Annotated in this window: 15 protein-coding genes and 1 other RNA gene; 14 read left to right on the top strand and 2 right to left on the bottom strand. The window is 33.2% G+C overall.

The window, feature by feature from the left end; all coding sequences use genetic code 11:
- The first annotated feature begins 165 nt into the window (after positions 1-165).
- Positions 166-1,995 carry a YgiQ family radical SAM protein gene (locus G558_RS12610; protein WP_036931732.1) on the top strand — a complete coding sequence of 610 codons (1,830 nt, stop codon included), beginning with the start codon at positions 166-168 and terminating at the stop codon, positions 1,993-1,995.
- Positions 1,996-2,063: 68 nt separating this feature from the next.
- Here the strand turns inward: G558_RS12610 and G558_RS13380 are convergent, their stop codons facing one another.
- Positions 2,064-3,377, bottom strand: coding sequence for a D-alanyl-D-alanine carboxypeptidase family protein (locus tag G558_RS13380; RefSeq protein ID WP_051188535.1), 1,314 nt, complete (start codon positions 3,375-3,377; stop codon positions 2,064-2,066).
- 587 nt (positions 3,378-3,964) lie between these two features.
- Here G558_RS13380 and G558_RS0106560 point away from each other — a divergent pair.
- Both G558_RS0106560 and ssrA read left to right on the top strand, forming a co-directional pair.
- Complete coding sequence (locus G558_RS0106560) at positions 3,965-4,915, top strand: coiled-coil domain-containing protein (RefSeq protein ID WP_028829466.1); 951 nt, start codon at positions 3,965-3,967, stop codon at positions 4,913-4,915.
- Positions 4,916-4,982: 67 nt separating this feature from the next.
- Positions 4,983-5,331, top strand: a transfer-messenger RNA (tmRNA) gene (ssrA, locus tag G558_RS13665).
- A 633-nt stretch (positions 5,332-5,964) separates the two neighbouring features.
- Here the strand turns inward: ssrA and G558_RS0106550 are convergent.
- Positions 5,965-6,582, bottom strand: a complete 618-nt coding sequence (locus G558_RS0106550) for a hypothetical protein (RefSeq protein WP_028829464.1) — start codon at positions 6,580-6,582, stop codon at positions 5,965-5,967.
- A 455-nt stretch (positions 6,583-7,037) separates the two neighbouring features.
- Here G558_RS0106550 and G558_RS0106545 point away from each other — a divergent pair, with 455 nt between their 5' ends.
- From G558_RS0106545 to G558_RS0106495, 11 genes are all read left to right on the top strand, one after another.
- Positions 7,038-7,367: a type II toxin-antitoxin system MqsR family toxin gene (locus G558_RS0106545; protein WP_071604461.1), complete on the top strand. Its 330-nt coding sequence runs from the start codon at positions 7,038-7,040 to the stop codon at positions 7,365-7,367.
- 31 nt (positions 7,368-7,398) lie between these two features.
- Positions 7,399-8,406, top strand: coding sequence for a type II TA system antitoxin MqsA family protein (locus tag G558_RS0106540; RefSeq protein WP_051188533.1), 1,008 nt, complete (start codon positions 7,399-7,401; stop codon positions 8,404-8,406).
- Positions 8,407-8,711: 305 nt separating this feature from the next.
- Entirely contained in the window at positions 8,712-9,074 is a 363-nt protein-coding gene (locus tag G558_RS14520; protein WP_084502839.1) for an ASCH domain-containing protein, read from the top strand.
- A gap of 47 nt (positions 9,075-9,121) precedes the next feature.
- Positions 9,122-10,750 (top strand): methyl-accepting chemotaxis protein, encoded by a 1,629-nt coding sequence (locus tag G558_RS0106530; RefSeq protein WP_028829461.1) that lies wholly within the window; start codon positions 9,122-9,124, stop codon positions 10,748-10,750.
- Positions 10,740-11,474: a lytic transglycosylase domain-containing protein gene (locus tag G558_RS12590; RefSeq protein WP_242825212.1), complete on the top strand. Its 735-nt coding sequence runs from the start codon at positions 10,740-10,742 to the stop codon at positions 11,472-11,474. Before G558_RS0106530 ends, G558_RS12590 begins: the two co-directional genes overlap by 11 nt.
- A 119-nt stretch (positions 11,475-11,593) precedes the next feature.
- Complete coding sequence (locus tag G558_RS0106520) at positions 11,594-12,709, top strand: FAD-dependent oxidoreductase (RefSeq protein WP_028829460.1); 1,116 nt, start codon at positions 11,594-11,596, stop codon at positions 12,707-12,709.
- A gap of 148 nt (positions 12,710-12,857) precedes the next feature.
- Complete coding sequence (locus G558_RS0106515; RefSeq protein WP_028829459.1) at positions 12,858-13,487, top strand: YczE/YyaS/YitT family protein; 630 nt, start codon at positions 12,858-12,860, stop codon at positions 13,485-13,487.
- 228 nt (positions 13,488-13,715) lie between these two features.
- Positions 13,716-14,189, top strand: a complete 474-nt coding sequence (locus tag G558_RS0106510; RefSeq protein ID WP_028829458.1) for a ferritin-like domain-containing protein — start codon at positions 13,716-13,718, stop codon at positions 14,187-14,189.
- A gap of 45 nt (positions 14,190-14,234) precedes the next feature.
- The gene (locus G558_RS0106505; protein WP_028829457.1) at positions 14,235-15,923 is read left to right on the top strand and encodes a 2-oxoacid:acceptor oxidoreductase subunit alpha; all 1,689 of its coding nucleotides are present in this window, start codon (positions 14,235-14,237) and stop codon (positions 15,921-15,923) included.
- Positions 15,923-16,771, top strand: coding sequence for a thiamine pyrophosphate-dependent enzyme (locus tag G558_RS0106500; RefSeq protein ID WP_028829456.1), 849 nt, complete (start codon positions 15,923-15,925; stop codon positions 16,769-16,771). Before G558_RS0106505 ends, G558_RS0106500 begins: the two co-directional genes overlap by 1 nt.
- 110 nt (positions 16,772-16,881) lie before the next feature.
- Complete coding sequence (locus tag G558_RS0106495; protein ID WP_036931730.1) at positions 16,882-18,411, top strand: SulP family inorganic anion transporter; 1,530 nt, start codon at positions 16,882-16,884, stop codon at positions 18,409-18,411.
- The last annotated feature ends 374 nt before the right edge of the window (positions 18,412-18,785 follow it).

Genomic DNA, 18,785 nt, shown 5'->3' with positions numbered 1-18,785 from the left:
GTATTTTCAGTTATTTCAGGTTTCTTAGTTAATTTATTACTTATTTTATTGATTATACTTTAGAAGACTAAGGAAAAAAATGCTTGCTATAAATACAAATTTTAATTTGCATAAGAAGGGCATATTAGATATAATTAAATGATATGATTATTGATTGGAGAATATATGAATAATAAATTAGATGTAAATACCAAGTTTCTTCCACTTAACAAAAAAGAAGCAAATCTAAGGGGAGGGGAGCAAGTAGACTTTGTGCTTGTTACAGGAGATGCATATGTAGATCATCCGAGTTTTGGGACTGCATTAATAGGTAGAATTTTAGAAAAAGAAGGTTTTTCGGTGGGAATAATATCACAACCCGACTGGAGGCAAGATAGAAGCATAAAAATTTTTGGAGAACCAAGACTAGCCTTTCTGGTAGGTAGTGGAAATATAGATTCTATGGTAAACAACTATACAGCTTCAAAAAAACCAAGAAGAACTGATGGGTACTCCCCCGGCGGCAATTCTGGTTTGAGACCCGATCGGGCCCTGTCTGTATATGTAAAGATGGTTAAAAGTGCATATCCAGATTCAGCCATAGTAATAGGGGGAATCGAAGCCAGCCTTAGGCGCTTTGCTCACTATGATTACTGGAGCGACAGTGTAATGCCATCCATACTCGTAGATACAAAAGCAGATATGCTTATGTATGGAATGTCTGAAAATCAAATAAAAACTCTTGCCCAGGGCCTGGCAAAAGGATGGCCAATCCACAAAATTAAAGATATCCAGGGCACTTGTTATTTAAGCAAAGATCTACCAAAAAAAAATAAATACACTTTGTTGTCTAGTTTTGAAGAGGTGACAAGTGATAAAATAAAGTTTGCTGAAACATTTCAAATTCAAAGCAAAGAACAAAACCCCTTTATAGGTCAAACTCTTGTTCAAAAACACGGAGACGAGTATTTGATTCAATTACCTCCAACTAAACCATTAAGCCAAACCGAAATGGATGAAATATACAACCTTCCTTTTACAAGGACTTATCATCCCAGATATAAGAATGCTGGAGGTATACCGGCACTTCAAGAAGTTGAGTTTAGCGTCACCGACCATAGAGGCTGTTTTGGAGGATGTTCATTTTGTGCTATAAGTTTCCATCAAGGAAGAATAATTCAAAACAGAAGCGAAGAATCAGTTTTAAAAGAAATTCAACTAATGACAAAACAACCAACATTTAAAGGTTATATTCACGATATAGGAGGACCTACGGCGAATTTCAGAAATGTAGCATGTAAAAAGCAGCTTACTTCAGGAGCCTGTAAAGATAAGCAGTGTCTAGATCCCATTATGTGCCCAAGCCTGGAAATTGATCACAGCGAGTATTTAAGTATCCTAAGAAAGGCAAGGAGAATTGATAAAGTCAAGAAAGTTTTTATACGTTCAGGAGTAAGATTTGATTATCTAATGGCAGATAAAAATACGCCATTTCTAGAAGAAATGTGCGAATTTCACATAAGTGGACAATTAAAAGTTGCCCCAGAACACGTCTCACCAAATGCATTAAAATATATGGGCAAACCTGACAGAAAAGTATATGATAACTTTGTAGATAAATACAAAAAAACAAATGAAAAATTAGAAAAAAAGCAATATCTTGTACCTTACTTCATCTCCAGTCATCCAGGTTGTACATTAGATGATGCTATATTGCTTGCAGAGTATACAAGAGACATGGGTCACAATCCAGAGCAGGTTCAAGACTTCATACCAACTCCTGGAAGTTTATCTACTGCAATGTATTATTCAGAAGTCGACCCGAGAACTTTAAAACCGATTTTTGTAGCCAAATCACAAAAAGATAAATCACTCCAAAGAGCGCTATTGCAGTATAGAAATCCTAAAAATTACGAACTTGTTTACGAAGCTTTAAAAACTGCAGGACGAGAAGATTTAATAGGACATGGACCAAACGCATTAATAAAACCTAAAAAAAGACCCTACAAAAAATAAATAGTTTTATTTTTACAAAAAACCCGCTATCATAATCTATGGCGGGTTTTTAAACTACATATTAAATATTAACGATACCTTTCATTGCGGTTTTTGATGTCAGAGTGTTTTTTCTTATTTATTTTTCTCTTTATTCTCTTCCGGTAATAATTTCTATTTATATACATATATATAACAAATAATATGATCGCAAAAAACAAAACTGATTTAAAAATAAAATTCAGGAAAAGTCTCATATACGATTTTAGATTCGAATCACTTTTAGTTGAGACTACATCCGAAATATTATTATCCACAATAAGTTCCTTTTCAGAAATAACGCTGTACATTAGCTCATTAGTTTTATCTATGAAAAATGTATATTTTTGTACACTCTGATTATCTACGTTAACATAATTGTCAACATCTATCTTCACATCAAAAGCAGTTAAATCCTTATGTAGCAAAAATTTATTATATTCTAGAAAAGAAAATGCTTCATCATCCAAACCCGATCCAATTATTTGCTTAATGGTATTCTTGGTTAGGTTATTTTCTACAAATTGAGAAAAACCATATTCAAATAAATTCAAGGTATCTTTATAATTGTTATTTCCACTTGAGTTTTTCAACAAAACTACTATTAACTCCCGGCCATCAAATTCCGCTAAGGTAACGAGTGTGTTCAATGCTTCCTCTGTATAACCGGTTTTCCCCCCAATGGCCTTATCGTAAAAAAGGTTTGTCTCTTTTAGCATTTTATGTGTACACCAAAGATATCTGATTTCTGATTGTTTATTAGTTGGGGATATTTTATATGTAGATGTTTCAAATATTTCTCGAAAATCACTGTTTTTTAATGCCGACTTAGTTATCATAGCCATATCATATGCAGTTGTTACATGATTGTTATCATGAAGACCATTAGCATTCACAAAATTTGTGTGTGTAGCCCCAGCTTCTTTAGCTCTGATATTCATTAACTTTGAAAATTCGTCAACATTTCCACTTACATGTTCAGCTATTCCGTTGCAGGCTTCATTAGCGGAAGAAACCATGGCTGCATAAAGCGCATCTTTGAAATTGATTTTTTCGCCTTCATCTAAGGCTATGTTGGCAGAATCCCTCGGAATACTAAAAACTGCAGAGTTACTCATAGTAATTGTATCTTCAATATTTGCATTTTCAAGTCCCACTAAAACAGTCATAATCTTTGTTATTGAAGCAGGGAACAAGGGCTCATCCATATTCTTCTGATACAAAACTTGTCCCGTTTTTGCATCCATAAGAATCCCAGCTTGCGCACTTATAACCGGGGGCCTAATGTCTTCTGCGTATATGTTTCTGGGCATACAAAAAAATATTGCCATTAAAAAAATATATATTATTCTTTTTTTAATCATTATCCATCCTGTCTTGTTTTCTAATATTTACCAACTATATTATTGTACAATATTTTTAAGCAATTTTCAATAATTTCAATATAATTTAAATAGATAACTTTGTTTATAATTTAAAATTCATTCCTCCCTTTTTTTTAAGAATCATCCTTTTTAAGATAATACTTTTACCTGTAGTATAATTTTCAGATAAAAGACTGTATTCCGTCATAATTAAATCTGTTTCCTGCAAAAAACTTTCAATATAAATTGGACGCATCATCAAAAAAATAAAAAATAGCTGTAATGATTGATAAATGGTGTTTTTGTCAACAAATTCACCCTGCACAACTGTTCGCTAAACGTACATTTTGCGAACAGTTGTGCGAGGCTCCAAAAATGCCCATAAAACAAATGATGTAGCTTCGGAATACAATTGAATCAACCTTCAGTTAAATTGTCTTTTTTGGGCCATTTTAGACCTTGGTTTTGAACAGGGGATATATTTTTGAAAAAATATCAACATTACACTTGAAACATCTGCCATTCATGTTATAATTGTATTACGTAATAATTACATTGTATTATTTGTATTACAAAAAGGAGATAAAATGTCAACTACAGATACAGAACTTAAGGTCAGAAGCCTGAGAATAGATGAAAATACATTTGAAAAGTTTAAAAACATAGCCAGTCAAGAATTTGGAAACCAAGGTCAATGTCTTACAGCACTTGTAAATCTTTATGAAACAGAAAATAGCAAAAATAGCTTGATAGAACGTAAAGTGGAGATAGAAAGTTTTCAGCTATATGTAAACAAACTAAATGAACTGTTCATTTCCTCTTTAAATCTTAATCAGGATGCAGAAGAAAGAGTAAAGTCTAATTTTGAGAAACTCCTTGTATCCAAAGATAATATAATAGCCGATCTACAAGATAGATTGAGTGCGTCGATTTCTTTTGCAGCAGAGTTTAATAATAATATGAGCACTATTAAAGAGAAGCTTGAAAGAAAAGAATTGAAAATAAAAGAATTAGAAGATAATTTTAAAAGTGCTACTTTACAGTTTACACAGAACATAGACGAAAAGAATCTTCTAAATAAAACTTTAGAAGATTCCTGCAAAGAAAAAATAGCTTTGATTCAAAAATTGACTATAGAAATTGATGATTTAAAGCTAGAGCTTGACAAAATAAAAGAATACGAATCACGGAATAAACTTTTGCACGAGTCTATAGTTGAATATAAATCAAAAATATCCCAGCTAGAAGATAATATTGATGTTCAAAAGAAGCAATACGAATATCAATCAGAAATTAAACTTTTAAATATGGAAAAAGAAAAACAAAAAATAGTTTCAGATATGCAACAGCTCCACAATGCCAATATTACAGAATATATAGAAAAGATAGAAGAAATTAACTTAAAGTATAATAAGGAAACTAACTCCTTGAATAATAAAATCCAGGACCTGTTTTCGAAAAATAACAAGTATGAATTAGAAAACGAGAAACTTAAATTTCAAATTCAAAAATTACAATCAGAAATAGAGATATTATAAAATTTGATTTTTTTAAATTATATTGATAAAAACCATTATTAATGCTATAATGAACTATATAGATCTAGGGAATGTAATGGTTTCGACGGGGTCTTGAAGTTATGAGTAGCGATTCGTGTGACTCCTCTATCACGTAAATCTAGTGGAAACTAAAAACAAACGCAAACGATAATTACGCAATAGCAGCTTAATTGCCGCTCGTTCAAGCCAGTCCTCCTGCCGATTGGTATTGAACGTCAGAATGCAGGGAACGATTTAATGGATATCTGGACATTAAATTGCACAATTCGGGTTATACTTGTTACAGTAGAGTTGGTACTACGGTAGCATAGCGAACACTAATTTATCAACTATAATCGTAGAACCTTATGGTGAATGGATTTCGGACAGGGGTTCGACTCCCCTCATTTCCACCAATTTAATGCATTAAACCTCTTGAATCGGTTGATTTTAGAGGTTTTTTCATGCCCAAAAGTGGACAGGGGTTCGACGCGGTTGTCGTATATTTTTCAACAAATAGAATTCAGGAGTCATAGTCTTGTTTCAATGTAAGGGGAAGGCAAAGGAGGCAAATGGTAGAGATTTCAAACATTTAAGATGTATGAAAAAATCGAATGCCATAAGACAAAATTAAAATTAAATGATATAATTAAGCAATATAAAAAACCAAAAAGACCAGTTAGTAAGTGTAAAATATTTTGTGTATTCTGCCTCTTTCGATTAATATTAAGTGACTTAAATGAGTTAGAATATCAGTTGTACCAACAATCGTTATATTAAAAATGGTGGAAATGAGAATTTCCACCATTTCAGACTGTAGACAAAGTCCAAGTAAATTCACTTCTTACGAAATAACTCTTTTCTGTTTCTTATTAAATTGTTTGCACAAGAAACGAAAACCCACCCACCAATCACTGAAAAAGCAACTACATACAATGGTTTTATCCGACCTTCTCCATAGAAAATAATCATAATGGCAGAGACAAACCATATAATTACTACTATAAGCATTAAAATATACTTGGGTTTCATAATGGTTACCTACCTTCTTAGACAGTTGTATATGATTTAAATGGTCCATAACTATCGCCAGTTGATGCTGTAAAGTTCCAAACAAATTTATAATTTACAACAGATGGTGTCCTCATTTCATAAGTTTTTGTTGTTATTTTCCCACCTGAGCTTTGAGCAGCTATTACCCCTAGTGCAGTTAGTCCCATAACGGCAATGACAGCCCCCCCTGTAATTCCAATAGCAGCGGCGATAACACCAGCTACCACAGCTGTAGTTGTAGCTTTTATCCAAGTGATATTTTTTGTAGTGGTGCCAATATATGTATATGAGTCTGATCGAGCAAGAGATTTTGGTTGAGGAAATTCCTTAATGGGCTGTTCACTAACTGTTGCAACCAATCCTCCGTTAATATAAAATTCGGTGGAATCATCATTAGTTGTTAAAACATCAGATGTATTTGTATTTAAGTTGGTAATAATGGTTTTTGTATTTCCATTTCTATCCAGACTATTAGTAAATACATATACTTCATTATCAATAACAGCTTTATTGAAATCGGAAGTATTATTGATAGCAGCATACGATGTAGAAGATATAAGTAGAATAAAAGATAAAATGGAACTAGTTAACTTTAGTAAAAATTTCGTATTCATTTAATGCTCTCCTTTCAATAAAAAGAATTATAAAACCAAACAATGTTTTCCTAAACTTACAATATCAATAAAAAATTATAAACTAAGAGAATATGTCTCTTTTATTAACTATGCCCTATTATTTTTAGGATTAAACATTTATTTGATGTTGGTATTGGATATGTTGTTTAAATTCATCTATATATCGGAATACCATCAAACACAGTAAAAGTGGTATTAAAGATTTAACTGATAGAGGGATTTTAACAACAGAAGATTCCGAAAGGAAAATAATTTTGGTGATTTTAGATACATAAAAATCATAAACTTTGAGAGGTGCATCTTACTAGTCACGACTCATTTTCAACTGTTCAATACATGAAACCATTGAAAATATTTAAATTCGATTGACTGCCATCAATTAATGGCATATAATAAAGATACAAACAAAACCTATCCTAGAAAGAGGTAAACATTTGCAAGACATTAAAGAAAAATTAATAAAAAAGCATATTACAGAAATAAAAAAATATGTTTCAGAAGATAATTTTGAATTTGTTCCAAGAATAAAAAACAAGAAATTTTTAATGGATAATGGCCTTCTAGTTGCAGATGCTATTGATATTATATTAGATATCTCTATAAATGATTATTATAAGGGACCCGAATCTGACAACGATGGATATGTTGGACAAATATGGATTTTTAAATATGATTTTGAAGGCAAGATGATATATATAAAATTTAACTACAACTCACCTGATAAAACATCATGCATATCATTCCATGAGGACGAGATATATTAGATATAAATTGCTTTAAAAAAGGAGGAGGACAATGATGAAGAAAATTTATTGCCCGAAATGTGGTATAGATGTTGAATACCACATTGAAAAGAATACGATAAGAGAGTACAAAGGCGTTAAACTTAATGTGATTGAAAACATTGCAGTTTGTGATGAATGCAGTGAACATATTTTTGAAAAAGATATTGAAGAAGATAACTTAAAAAGACTATACAAAGAATATAAAATCAAAGCTGGACTTATAACTCCAGAAGAAATTGTTACAATGAGAGAAAAGCACAACCTATCTCAAAGAGAGCTTACAGCAATACTTGGATGGGGAAAGATGACACTCAACAGATATGAAAGAGGATCAGTTCAAAACAAGGCACACAATGAGACCTTAAAGCTCATAATCGAAGATGAGGATTACCTGGCACGACTTGCTGAACTAACTTATGATCGAGGAGAAATTGAAGAGAGAACATATTCAAAAGTTAGAAAAGATTATGTATCAATTGAACGCGAACTTAAGGATATTATTGTAAAAGAGTTATTGTCAAAACCTAGCATTAACAATGGTTTCAAATGTTTCGACATTGACAAACTTGAGAATGTCATCAGTTATATCGCAAGCAAAGTCAATAATCTCACAAAAACAAGCGTAAATAAATATCTTTCATTTATTGATTTTGCAAATTTCTGTGAAAATCAAAATTCAATAACAGGGCTTTCTTATGTAAAGAGCACATACGGACCGACAATTATTGGTAAAAAATATGAGCTTATAATATCACTTGATGAGAAATATTATACTACCGAAGAGGAAAGAGATGACTATACAAAAGTTACTATTCACAGTAAAAACAACTTTGATATGTCCAGCTTTAAACCTCAAGAAATGGAAGTTATTGATACTGTAATTGAAAAACTCAAGAATCTAAGTGTCGGAAAAATATCTAAAATGTCACATGAAGAAGATGGATGGAAAAGCACTGGAATGAATAAAGTTATAAGCTATGAATATGCTGAGAATTTAAAACTCTTAAATAAAAATTAACTTGGTATATATGTTATGTGCACTTTGAATTTACAAAATTATAGCAATCGCATCCTACTGGTCCCAACTCATTTCCAACAAATTTTAATACGTCAAATCCCTTGAATAGGTTGATTTGAGAGGTTTTTTCATACCTAAAAGTGGACAGGGGTTAGGCTAGGCTGTCGAATATTTTTAATACTGTATTGAATTATATTTAGAAATATGATTAACTAATATCATGCAAGGTATGAGATGTAGCCATTGTTAAAAATAGCTAAGTAAAATAATTTGAAATCGCAGAAAGGAAGGTTAAAAAGGTATGACTGAAAAAGAATGGTACAAAGACGGCAACTACATCAGCATATAAATTATATGAAATAGATAACATTCCTTTGCCACCGATAGGCGGCTTAAATATTATTCTAGACTCTAATAATAATGATGTTTGTATAGCTGAAACCATCAAAGTTTATACTTGTCAATTTTGTGAAGTTTCGGAAAGTCATGCTTTTAAAGAGGGGGAGGTAGGTCGCTCTATAGCGTATTGGAAAACTGTACATAAAGATTTTTTTCAAACGAGCTTGAAGTATACGGCTTATATTTTGATGAAACAAAAATTACCTAAAATTTACAAGAAAGAATTAGTTGAATTCCTATTTTACGAATTTTATACTTATCTATTTTGAAATTATGACGAGATAATATGTATGATGATATTTTTTTAGGAGGAAATATGAAAAAAATACTAGATTTGATTTTTCGAGCAATAATTGCAATTGTATGGGTATTTTTTCTAATCACTGCCTTAAGAGCAATACGAAATGTAGAAGATGTAAAGCTGGTAAACATGGCAATCTCCCTAGGTATAGCTTCTGTGATTCTTGGGATGCTTAACCTTTTTAAAAGATATTTATTTAAAATGCAGATTACAAACTCCATGAAAGAATTGGCATCTGGCAACCTGGCAAAAAAAGTAACCGGATCTGGAGAATACGCAACTGTTGCTGATGAGGTAAGGGTTATAAACCGAAATACAAAGATAATACTATCCGAAACCTGCGACATGGCACAGAGGATAACAACCCTCAGTGATAATCTGAACGAAACTATAAGACAAGAAGAGATAACTACCAACCAGATTTCTGTATCTATTTATGAAATTGCTCAAGGAGCCAACGAACAGTTGGAATCCACCATAAAAATCAGAGATAATATGGATACAATTCTTTCCAACTCCCAGAATATAAACAATAACTCTGATGGGACTCTGGAACTTGCCAAGGAAATGAGCGATGTTGTAGAAAAAAACACAGAGGTGTTTGGTTATGTCATTGATAAATTGAAACATAATGCCCAATCTAACGAAAGAATATTACATAGTATAGAAGATCTGCAACTAGAAGCGAAAAGAATAAATGAAATTACCAACGCCGTGACAGAAATCAGTGATAAGACAAATATACTTTCCCTTAATGCTTCCATTGAAGCTGCCAGGGCTGGAGAGCATGGCAAAGGATTTGCCGTTGTGGCTGATGAAGTAAGAAACCTTGCACAGCAATCTGCTGAACAAGCAAAACAAATAAAGGTTATAATTGACTCTATCAATGTATCCATAAAAGAAATTGCACAAGACAGCAAAAATAGTTTTTCCAACATCCAAAATGACATAGAATATGCAGATAGGTCAAAGAAAAGCAGTGAGGCCATGATAGATGCATCACACAGAACTTATGAATCCATTGAAAAAATAAAGGATGACTCAAGAAGCACCTATGATATAGTAAATTCTACCACATCTTTGTTTGACCAGATAACAGAAACAACCAGAAAATCAGCTGCTTTTTCTGAGCAGGTTTCGGCATCAACACAAGAGCAGGCCGCAAGTATGACTAATTCTCTGGAAATAGTCAAGGGTCTGGCTGATATGGCTGCTAAATCTGAAAGTGATATCAAGAGTTATATTAGTAAAATAAAAATTACAGATAAAATGAGAAGTGACATAAATGCCGCCTTCTCCGTACTAGAAGAGATATCTAAGGACCTAAACTCAGGAAATTCAGATACAAGAAACTATTCGAGTAAACTGAAATTTTACAAAGGCAGGGAAAAAACTGTAGAATATATCGGTATCTTGGACCGCAAAGGTGAAATGGTAAGTGCCGCAGATCCAATAGACAAAAACAACAATATGTATAACCACAGACCTTATTTTATGGAATCAATTACAGGTAAAAAATTCCAATCCGAGCCATACATATCCAATGTAACTTTTGGGTACTGTACAGCTATTTCCATACCTTACAAAAGACCAAATGGTGAAATTGTGGGAGTAATAATGGCTGACATTAATATTGAAAGCTAAAAAAACATATAAAGGTAGGAGTAAAAAAATGTTTCCAATTCAAAATAATCAAAAAACAATAATGGACTTAAGTTTTAGTACTACACAAAAAACCACATCAAAACCTGCAGGTTTTTCAGATATATTTTCTGAAAAAACAAGTACTTCAATATCTATGGATTCGATTTTTCAAAAAGCATCAAAGCAATATGAGGTTCCTGTAAACTTATTAAAAGCTGTTGCAAAAGCAGAATCTAACTTCAATGAAAAAGCAGTTTCCCACTCGGGTGCTATAGGTGTTATGCAGCTAATGCCAAAAACAGCAGAGTATCTAGGGGTAAAAGACTCCTTTGATGCTGAGCAAAATATCATGGGTGGAGCAAAATACCTGAGCGGATTGATAGAAAAATACGATGGCAATATAACACTTGCCCTGGCAGCCTATAATGCAGGTAGTGGAAATGTTGCAAAGTACGGCGGAGTACCACCTTTTCAAGAAACAAAAAATTATATTGAAAGAGTGATGGCCTACACTAAAGAAAGTATGGATACACCTGGTTTTTCTGCTATAAAAAACACTTCAGATATTTTAAATAAAATTACGGAAGGAATTTATGATTTTTCCGAATTTTCCAATGATGATTATTTACTTTTTATTGAGTATTTAAAAGTCCAAATGAACAATTCATTACATCAACAACATTCAGATGAATTGTTTAGGAATAAAATTCAAGTACTTTATTAACAACTAATCGTACTGATCGAGATTTACTTTCCTCAAATTTCAAAACATTAGACTTCTTGAATTTATCGATTTAAGGAGTTTTTTATACCTTGATTTGCAAACGAGAGAGGAACAGATTTATGTATGAAAATAAATTAAAAACATTAATATTAGTTGGTGGGGGACATGCTCATCTCTATTTAATAAAACAAATGATTTCTGATAAGCTAAAAGGTTACAGAACCGTTCTTATTTCAAGTGAGTCTAAGCAATATTATTCAGGCATGGCTTCGGGCTACATTGAAGGTACTTATACAGAAAAAGATTTTACAGTAGACTTGCCCAGGATTTGCTCAAAAAGTGCTGTTATTTTTATTAAAGATACTGTTATATTGATCAATCCTGCTGCTAAAACCTTAGAAACAGCATCAGGTGAAATATATAAATTTGACATTCTATCGGTAGACACTGGGTCTGATATTTCTGGAAGTCAGATTCATGGTGCAAGAGACTTTGCTCATTTAATAAAACCTTTGAGTAATCTAAAGATTATAAAAAAGATACTCATAGATGCTCCTGTTGATTTATATAACGTGGTCGTGGTTGGTGCTGGGGCGGCGGGGGTAGAAATCGCTTTAGCAATAAGAGCTCTGGGCATTAAGGAAAACAAGAAATATTCTATATCAATTGTTAATTCTAACAGCGATATTTTGAAAGGATATGCAAAAGGAGTGGAGCATAAAACTGTTGATTTATTTAAAAGAAATGAAATTAAATTGATAATAAATCAACGTGCCAATCTTATTGAAAAAAATTATATACTTATGCAATCTGGTTTTAAAATAAAGTATGATTTATTGTTGTTAGCAACAGGATCTTTATCTCATCCATTATACAGAGAATCTGGATTTTGTGTAGATGATAAAGGATATATGGTAGTAAATGATTATTTGCAAAATATAGAGTTTCCTTATATTTTGGGAGCGGGGGATTGTATAAAATTTGAAAACTATGATTATGTGAAAAAAGTAGGTGTTTATGCTATTAGGGAAGCCCCGATTTTATGGAAAAACATTAAACATATAGTTGATAATGAGGAATTAGAGAAATATGTTCCTCAAAAAAACTATCTGTCAATTATTTCATTAGGGAATAAAACCGCCATAGCTTCTTATAAAAAACTTTTTAAAACTGGTAGGATTTCTTGGTATGTTAAAGATTGGATTGATAGAACGTTTATTAAACAATATCATTAATATAACTTCCTAGATAGAGTTGAGTTTAAAAGCTCTTTTAATGGTCAATATATTGGGTATTAATTCCAAAAGTTTATGTTATAATGAATTAAATAACACCTAAAAGTTAATAACATTATATAGCAATGTTTTTATAGGAGAATTTTATATGAATGAAACACAAAGACGAATTTTCATGACGATTGCAGGAGTTTTAATTTCTGGTTTTAGTGTTGGGATTTTTAACTTGGCACTATTTGGTATGGATCCATTTCAAGTATTGGCACATGGTATTTGGATGCATACACCCATTGGTTATGGGACTTTTTATACTATTGTGAATTTATTGATGCTAATAGGAATATTTTTTATTGATAAATCGAAAATTGGATTAGGGACTTTAATCAATATTTTTTTGCTTGGATACGTAGTTCAATTCTCATCATGGATGTTTAATGCCTGGATACCAGATCCTATATTAATTATCCGAATCATTGCACTGATTGCAGGGATAGTTATTATTTGTTTTGGTTCAGCAATGTACTTTACGGGGGACATGGGTGTTTCTACTTATGATGCCGTTGCATTAATCATGGAAGAAAAGAAAATCGGGAAATTTCAATACTGTCGCATGGGAACAGACTTAGTTTGTACAGTAACAGGTTTTTTCCTAGGTGCAACAGTTGGTGTGGGCACAGTGATAACTGCATTATTTATGGGACCAATTATTGCTTTTTTTAATAAAAACGTAGCAATACCATTTCGATATGGAAAGAAAACAATAACTGATCTTAAGTAATATTGATATGATTTTAAATTATTTCATGCACAAAAAAACCTCTTGAATCTATTGATTAAAGGGGCTTTTTTGTGCATGAAATAACTCATTCTAATGTTTTTTGTTTTTTTAAATGGGTAAGAATGTAGGGATAGGTAAATACATTTTATTATTTAAAGGCATAGATGATTTGTCTCTATGCTTATGATAGATAAGTATTTTTTATAAAAAAATAAAGGAGGCTTTATTATGAACAGTTTGGAATATGCAATTAAGATGGAAGTAGACGGCGAGATGTTTTACAGGGAGCAAGCAGCGGAAAATAAGGATAACAAGCTTTACCCGGTATTTATATCTCTTGCGGAAGAAGAAAAAAGGCATGCTAAAATAATTAAAGAAAAGCAAGCCGGCAGGGATTTTATTCCAGATGAAAAAGACATAAACAGCTCAAAAAATGTTTTCAGCGATGTTACTGGCTTAGATTTTAAGAAAAGTACTCCTGAGCAAATCAATGCATATGTAAAAGCTTTGGAGATGGAAAAGCAAAGCATAGATCTTTATAAAAAACTTTTATCTGAATCTAACGACGACAAGGTTTTTTTTGAGTTTCTTATTAAACAAGAAGAAGATCATTATAAATTGATTGAAGAAATAATTAAAATGGTGAGACGCCCTGATGAATGGGTAGAGGCCGCAGAATTTGGAGTTCGCGAAGAATATTAAGCTGCTAAAAATGCGTTTTACAAATTTAGCATTCAAGGAGGTACTATGAAAAAAGAAATAACAATTGTGATTTCAGGCGAAGCAGGGCAGGGCCTTGCTACTATTGAAGATTTTTTGGTAAGAGCAATATCACAAACTTACTATGTATTCGCAACTACAGAAGTAATGAGTAGAGTAAGAGGCGGAAATAATTCACTTGAAATAAGGGTCAGCAACAGTCCAGTTTATGCCTATAAAGAGCATATTGATTTTTTATACTTGCTGAACAATGATAGCTTGTACCGTTTAAAGGACCGCATCGATTCTAATTCCAAAATTTTCGGCGAGGTTAATTTCATAACCGAGAAGGACCATGAAAGATTATCTGATCAATTCATTCCTTTGCCGTTAACAGATTATGCATCTAGTGCTGGTAGTGTGCTCTTTAGTAACACCCTGCTTTTCGGACAGATTGCTGGCATTCTTAATCTCGATGTAGACTATTGTCATACTTTGATTTCAGAAAGATTCTCCGCTAAAAATGAAAATGTTCAGCTTGGCAACATAAAAGCTTTTGATATTGGTTTTGATATAGGAATTCCATATCAGTCTTTCCATGACTTGCTAACTCAAAAAACAGACCATATGAAAATTCTTACAGGATCTGAAGCTATTGGCATAGGATCACTTGGTGGTGGCTGTAATTTCATAGCTTCATACCCAATGTCTCCTGGCACTGGCGTCATGACCTATTTGGCCAGCAAATCTAATGAGTTTGGTGTTTTTGTCGAGCAGGCAGAAGATGAAATAGCAGCTCTCAATATGGCGATTGGGGCTTGGTACGCTGGGGCGCGCGCACTGGTAACAACCTCTGGTGGTGGTTTCGCTCTGATGCAAGAAGCAGTTAGTTTGTCTGGCGTTACTGAAACCCCTTGTGTTACTCATATAGGTCAGCGCCCTGGCCCTGGAACCGGACTTCCGACAAGAACTGCTCAGCAAGACCTAAACTTGGTAGTTTATGCAGGACACGGCGAGTTTCCAAGGGTGATTTATGCACCAGGGACTATGGAGGATGCTATTGTATTATCTCAGAAAGCATTTTATATGGCTGATAAATACCAGATTCCTACTTTTATTCTGTCTGACCAGTTTTTATTGGACTCAAAATTTCAGATGGCTCCCTTCGAATTAGATGGCAAATATTTAGAGTCATTTGTAGTCAAGAGTGACGCAAATTATAAGCGCTACAAGCTAACTGAAAACGGAATTTCTCCAAGAGCTATACCAGGCAGTGGCAAGGGCCTGGTCAAATGTGATAGTGATGAACATACAGAAGATGGCCTCATTACCGAAGATTTTAACATAAGAATTCAGATGAATGATAAACGACTCTCTAAAATATCGATGATATTAGATGATTATGAAATGCCTGAACTTATAGGACCCGATGACTACATTAATCTGATTGTAGGGTGGGGTTCTACTTATGGTGTTTTAAAAGAATATGTCGATAATAAAGGTTTGAAAGACACAGCATTTTTATACATCAAACAACCTTTCCCTCTTCATCCAGACATTAAAAAATATTTCGATAAAGCCAAGAGGATCATTAATGTTGAAAATAATGCTACAGCCCAATTCGCAGGTCTATTGAAGCTCGAACTAGACATTAAGGTAACTGATAATTTATTAAAATGCAACGGCGCACCATTTTCGATAGAAGATGTTGCAACTTATATGGAGGAGGTTCTATAATGGCTAATTTTGAATTTGATGAAAGTATTGATATAGCATGGTGTCCCGGTTGCGGTAATTTCAGCATAAGAAAAGCCTTAATAGAGGCCCTTCAGGAACTTAATCTCGATCCAACAAAAGTTGTCCTCTCCTCTGGCATAGGGCAGGCAGCAAAAATGCCTCAGTATGTGAACTCCAATTTCTTTAATGGTCTTCACGGCAGAGGACTGCCAGTTGCCGTTGCCATCAAATCAGCTAATCCCGAGCTTACTGTCATTGCAGAAGGCGGTGACGGCGATATGTACGGCGAGGGGGGAAATCACTTTATTCACAATATAAGGCGTAACCCAGACATTGTGCACATAGTCCATGACAACATGGTTTACGGATTAACCAAAGGTCAGGCAGCGCCGACGAGCGAGATTAACTTTAAGACTCCGATACAAGTCAACGGGGTTATCAACGAGCCCTTTAATCCTATGCCCCTTGCACTGAGCCTTGGAGCCACTTTTGTTGCCCGTGTCTTTTCAGGAGATATTCCTACTGTTAAAAAAGTACTCAAAGCGGCAATTGAGCATGATGGTTATGCATTAGTTGATATATTCCAACCTTGTGTTACTTTTAATAAAACAAACACCTTCAAATGGTACAAAGACAACAGTTACAACCTAGATGAGTCTTATGACTCCAGCGATTTCGCAGCTGCTATGGCAAAAGCTCTTGATACAGAGAAATATGCTCTTGGTATTTTGTATCAGAATAAAAACAAGGTATCTTTTAACAACCGCACTTGGTTATACCAAAATGATCCTACTCCAATTGTAAAAAGGGTACGCAACATTGAACAAGTTAACTCACTTATTCACTAAGTATAAATTGATTTGTTTTTAAGTGTATATATATTTATTCGCTTCCACTGAAGTCTACTGTGTGGTATACTTTTACTTCATGTATTTTAAAATTACGGAGGTAAAAATTGTTGATAAGCGAATCAATAGGTAAAAATATTAATATTAAGAATGAATTATTGTCAGGATTAACGGTTGCATTAGCCCTTGTTCCTGAAGCAGTAGCATTTTCTTTTGTTGCTGGAGTTGAACCACTTGTGGGGTTGTATGCCGCCTTTATGGTTGGTTTAATAACTGCAATATTTGGAGGAAGACCAGGTATGATTTCAGGTGCTACAGGAGCGCTTGCAGTTGTAATGGTAGAACTTGTATCAGAAAATGGAATTGAATATCTTTTTGGTGCAGTAGTTTTAATGGGAATTATACAAATAATTGTGGGTTTGCTTAAATTAGGTAAATTTATAAGGATAATTCCACTTCCAGTTATGTTTGGGTTTGTTAATGGGCTTGCTATAGTTATATTTTTAGCTCAACTGAATCAGTTTAAAGTAATAGATGTAAATGGCACGCTTGTATGGATGCATGGGAAGGAACTCCTTGTTATGGTTGGCCTCGTACTAATGACTATGCTCATTATGTATTTACTTCCAAAGTTAACAAAGGCTATCCCATCTGCACTGGTTGCAATTTTATTTGTTGCAGCTTTAGTGAATCTCTTTAATATCGATACTAAAAGCGTTGGAGACATTGCATCTGTTGGCGGAGGTTTTCCAAAGTTTCACGTTCCTAATATACCATTTAGCATTGATTCTATAAAAATAATATTCCCTTATGCAATAATATTAGCTGCCATAGGGCTTATAGAATCTTTAATGACTTTAACGTTGATTGATGATATAACAAAAACAAGGGGTCACGGTAATAAGGAATGTATAGGACAAGGCTTTGCTAACATTGCAACTGGTTTCTTTGGTGGAATGGGTGGTTGTGCAATGATCGGCCAAAGTATGATTAATGTAAATTCTGGAGGTCGCAACAGATTATCCGGGATATCGGCAGCATTATTTTTATTAGGATTTATCCTTTTTGGTTCATCGCTTATAGAAATGATTCCCATAGCAGCATTAACAGGCGTTATGTTTATGGTAGTAATCGCAACTTTTGAGTGGTCAACATTTAAAATGATTAAAAATATCAAAAAAACGGACGGCTTTGTAATATTGCTTGTATCGGGGATAACAATAGTTGAAGACCTTGCGATAGCGGTATTAGCAGGTGTAATAGTTTCAGCACTTATATTTGCCTGGGAAAAAGGAAAAAGAATTGATATTACTTCTTCAAACAGCTCAGAAGATACTAAAGTTTATCAGGTAAGAGGTGCCTTGTTTTTTGGTTCAGCAAGAAACTTTATTGAAAGTTTTGATGTATCAAAAGACCCTAAAGAAGTAGTTATTGATTTCTTGAATGCAAGAATTTTTGATCATTCAGGAATTAATATTATAAATTCTCTTACTGAGATGTACAAAGCAGAAGGGAAGACACTTCATTTGAAACATTTAACCCCTGAATGCTACGACTTTATAAAAGACTCAAAAAATGTTGTTGATATTAATATTATTGAAGATCCAAAGTATCATATTGCGATTAATGAGTTAGGATAAATACCCGGCAATACAAATAGTGCAATGAAATAAATCAAAGGGGCTGTCGGGAAATAGCTCCCAAAGAAAAAAGCGACTAGTTCGCTTTTTTTAATGCAAAAAAAACAAAAAAAAATGACAAAATAATATTGCCATCTTTTCCCGTTATATTTTATAATATAACTGCCCATGAAACAATATTATAACCAATTTTTTGAAAAAGGACAACAGGTTATTAATTTTAATCTTTACACAATAGGTTTACCTGCTGACGATCCAGTCTATACCCTAATAAATGTATTGGAGGATTTCGATTTTTCTAGCTTACTGGCTAGATACTCAAACAAGGGAAGAAAAGGCTATAACCCTATTATGTTATTTGCAGTATTGCTTTA

The organism is Proteocatella sphenisci DSM 23131, from assembly GCF_000423525.1.
Taxonomy (GTDB): domain Bacteria; phylum Bacillota; class Clostridia; order Peptostreptococcales; family Filifactoraceae; genus Proteocatella; species Proteocatella sphenisci.
Note: the sequence above shows the minus strand (reverse complement) of the source record. Positions and strands in the feature narration are given on the sequence as shown.

Coding starts and splice junctions, on each gene's coding strand:
- G558_RS12610 (WP_036931732.1), top strand. CDS start 166: ATGAATAATAAATTAGATGTAAATACCAAGTTTCTTCCACTTAACAAA.
- G558_RS0106500 (WP_028829456.1), top strand. CDS start 15,923: ATGGCTAATTTTGAATTTGATGAAAGTATTGATATAGCATGGTGTCCC.
- G558_RS0106505 (WP_028829457.1), top strand. CDS start 14,235: ATGAAAAAAGAAATAACAATTGTGATTTCAGGCGAAGCAGGGCAGGGC.
- G558_RS0106515 (WP_028829459.1), top strand. CDS start 12,858: ATGAATGAAACACAAAGACGAATTTTCATGACGATTGCAGGAGTTTTA.
- G558_RS0106560 (WP_028829466.1), top strand. CDS start 3,965: ATGTCAACTACAGATACAGAACTTAAGGTCAGAAGCCTGAGAATAGAT.
- G558_RS0106510 (WP_028829458.1), top strand. CDS start 13,716: ATGAACAGTTTGGAATATGCAATTAAGATGGAAGTAGACGGCGAGATG.
- G558_RS0106520 (WP_028829460.1), top strand. CDS start 11,594: ATGTATGAAAATAAATTAAAAACATTAATATTAGTTGGTGGGGGACAT.
- G558_RS0106540 (WP_051188533.1), top strand. CDS start 7,399: ATGATGAAGAAAATTTATTGCCCGAAATGTGGTATAGATGTTGAATAC.
- G558_RS0106530 (WP_028829461.1), top strand. CDS start 9,122: ATGAAAAAAATACTAGATTTGATTTTTCGAGCAATAATTGCAATTGTA.
- G558_RS0106550 (WP_028829464.1), bottom strand. CDS start 6,582: ATGAATACGAAATTTTTACTAAAGTTAACTAGTTCCATTTTATCTTTT.
- G558_RS13380 (WP_051188535.1), bottom strand. CDS start 3,377: ATGATTAAAAAAAGAATAATATATATTTTTTTAATGGCAATATTTTTT.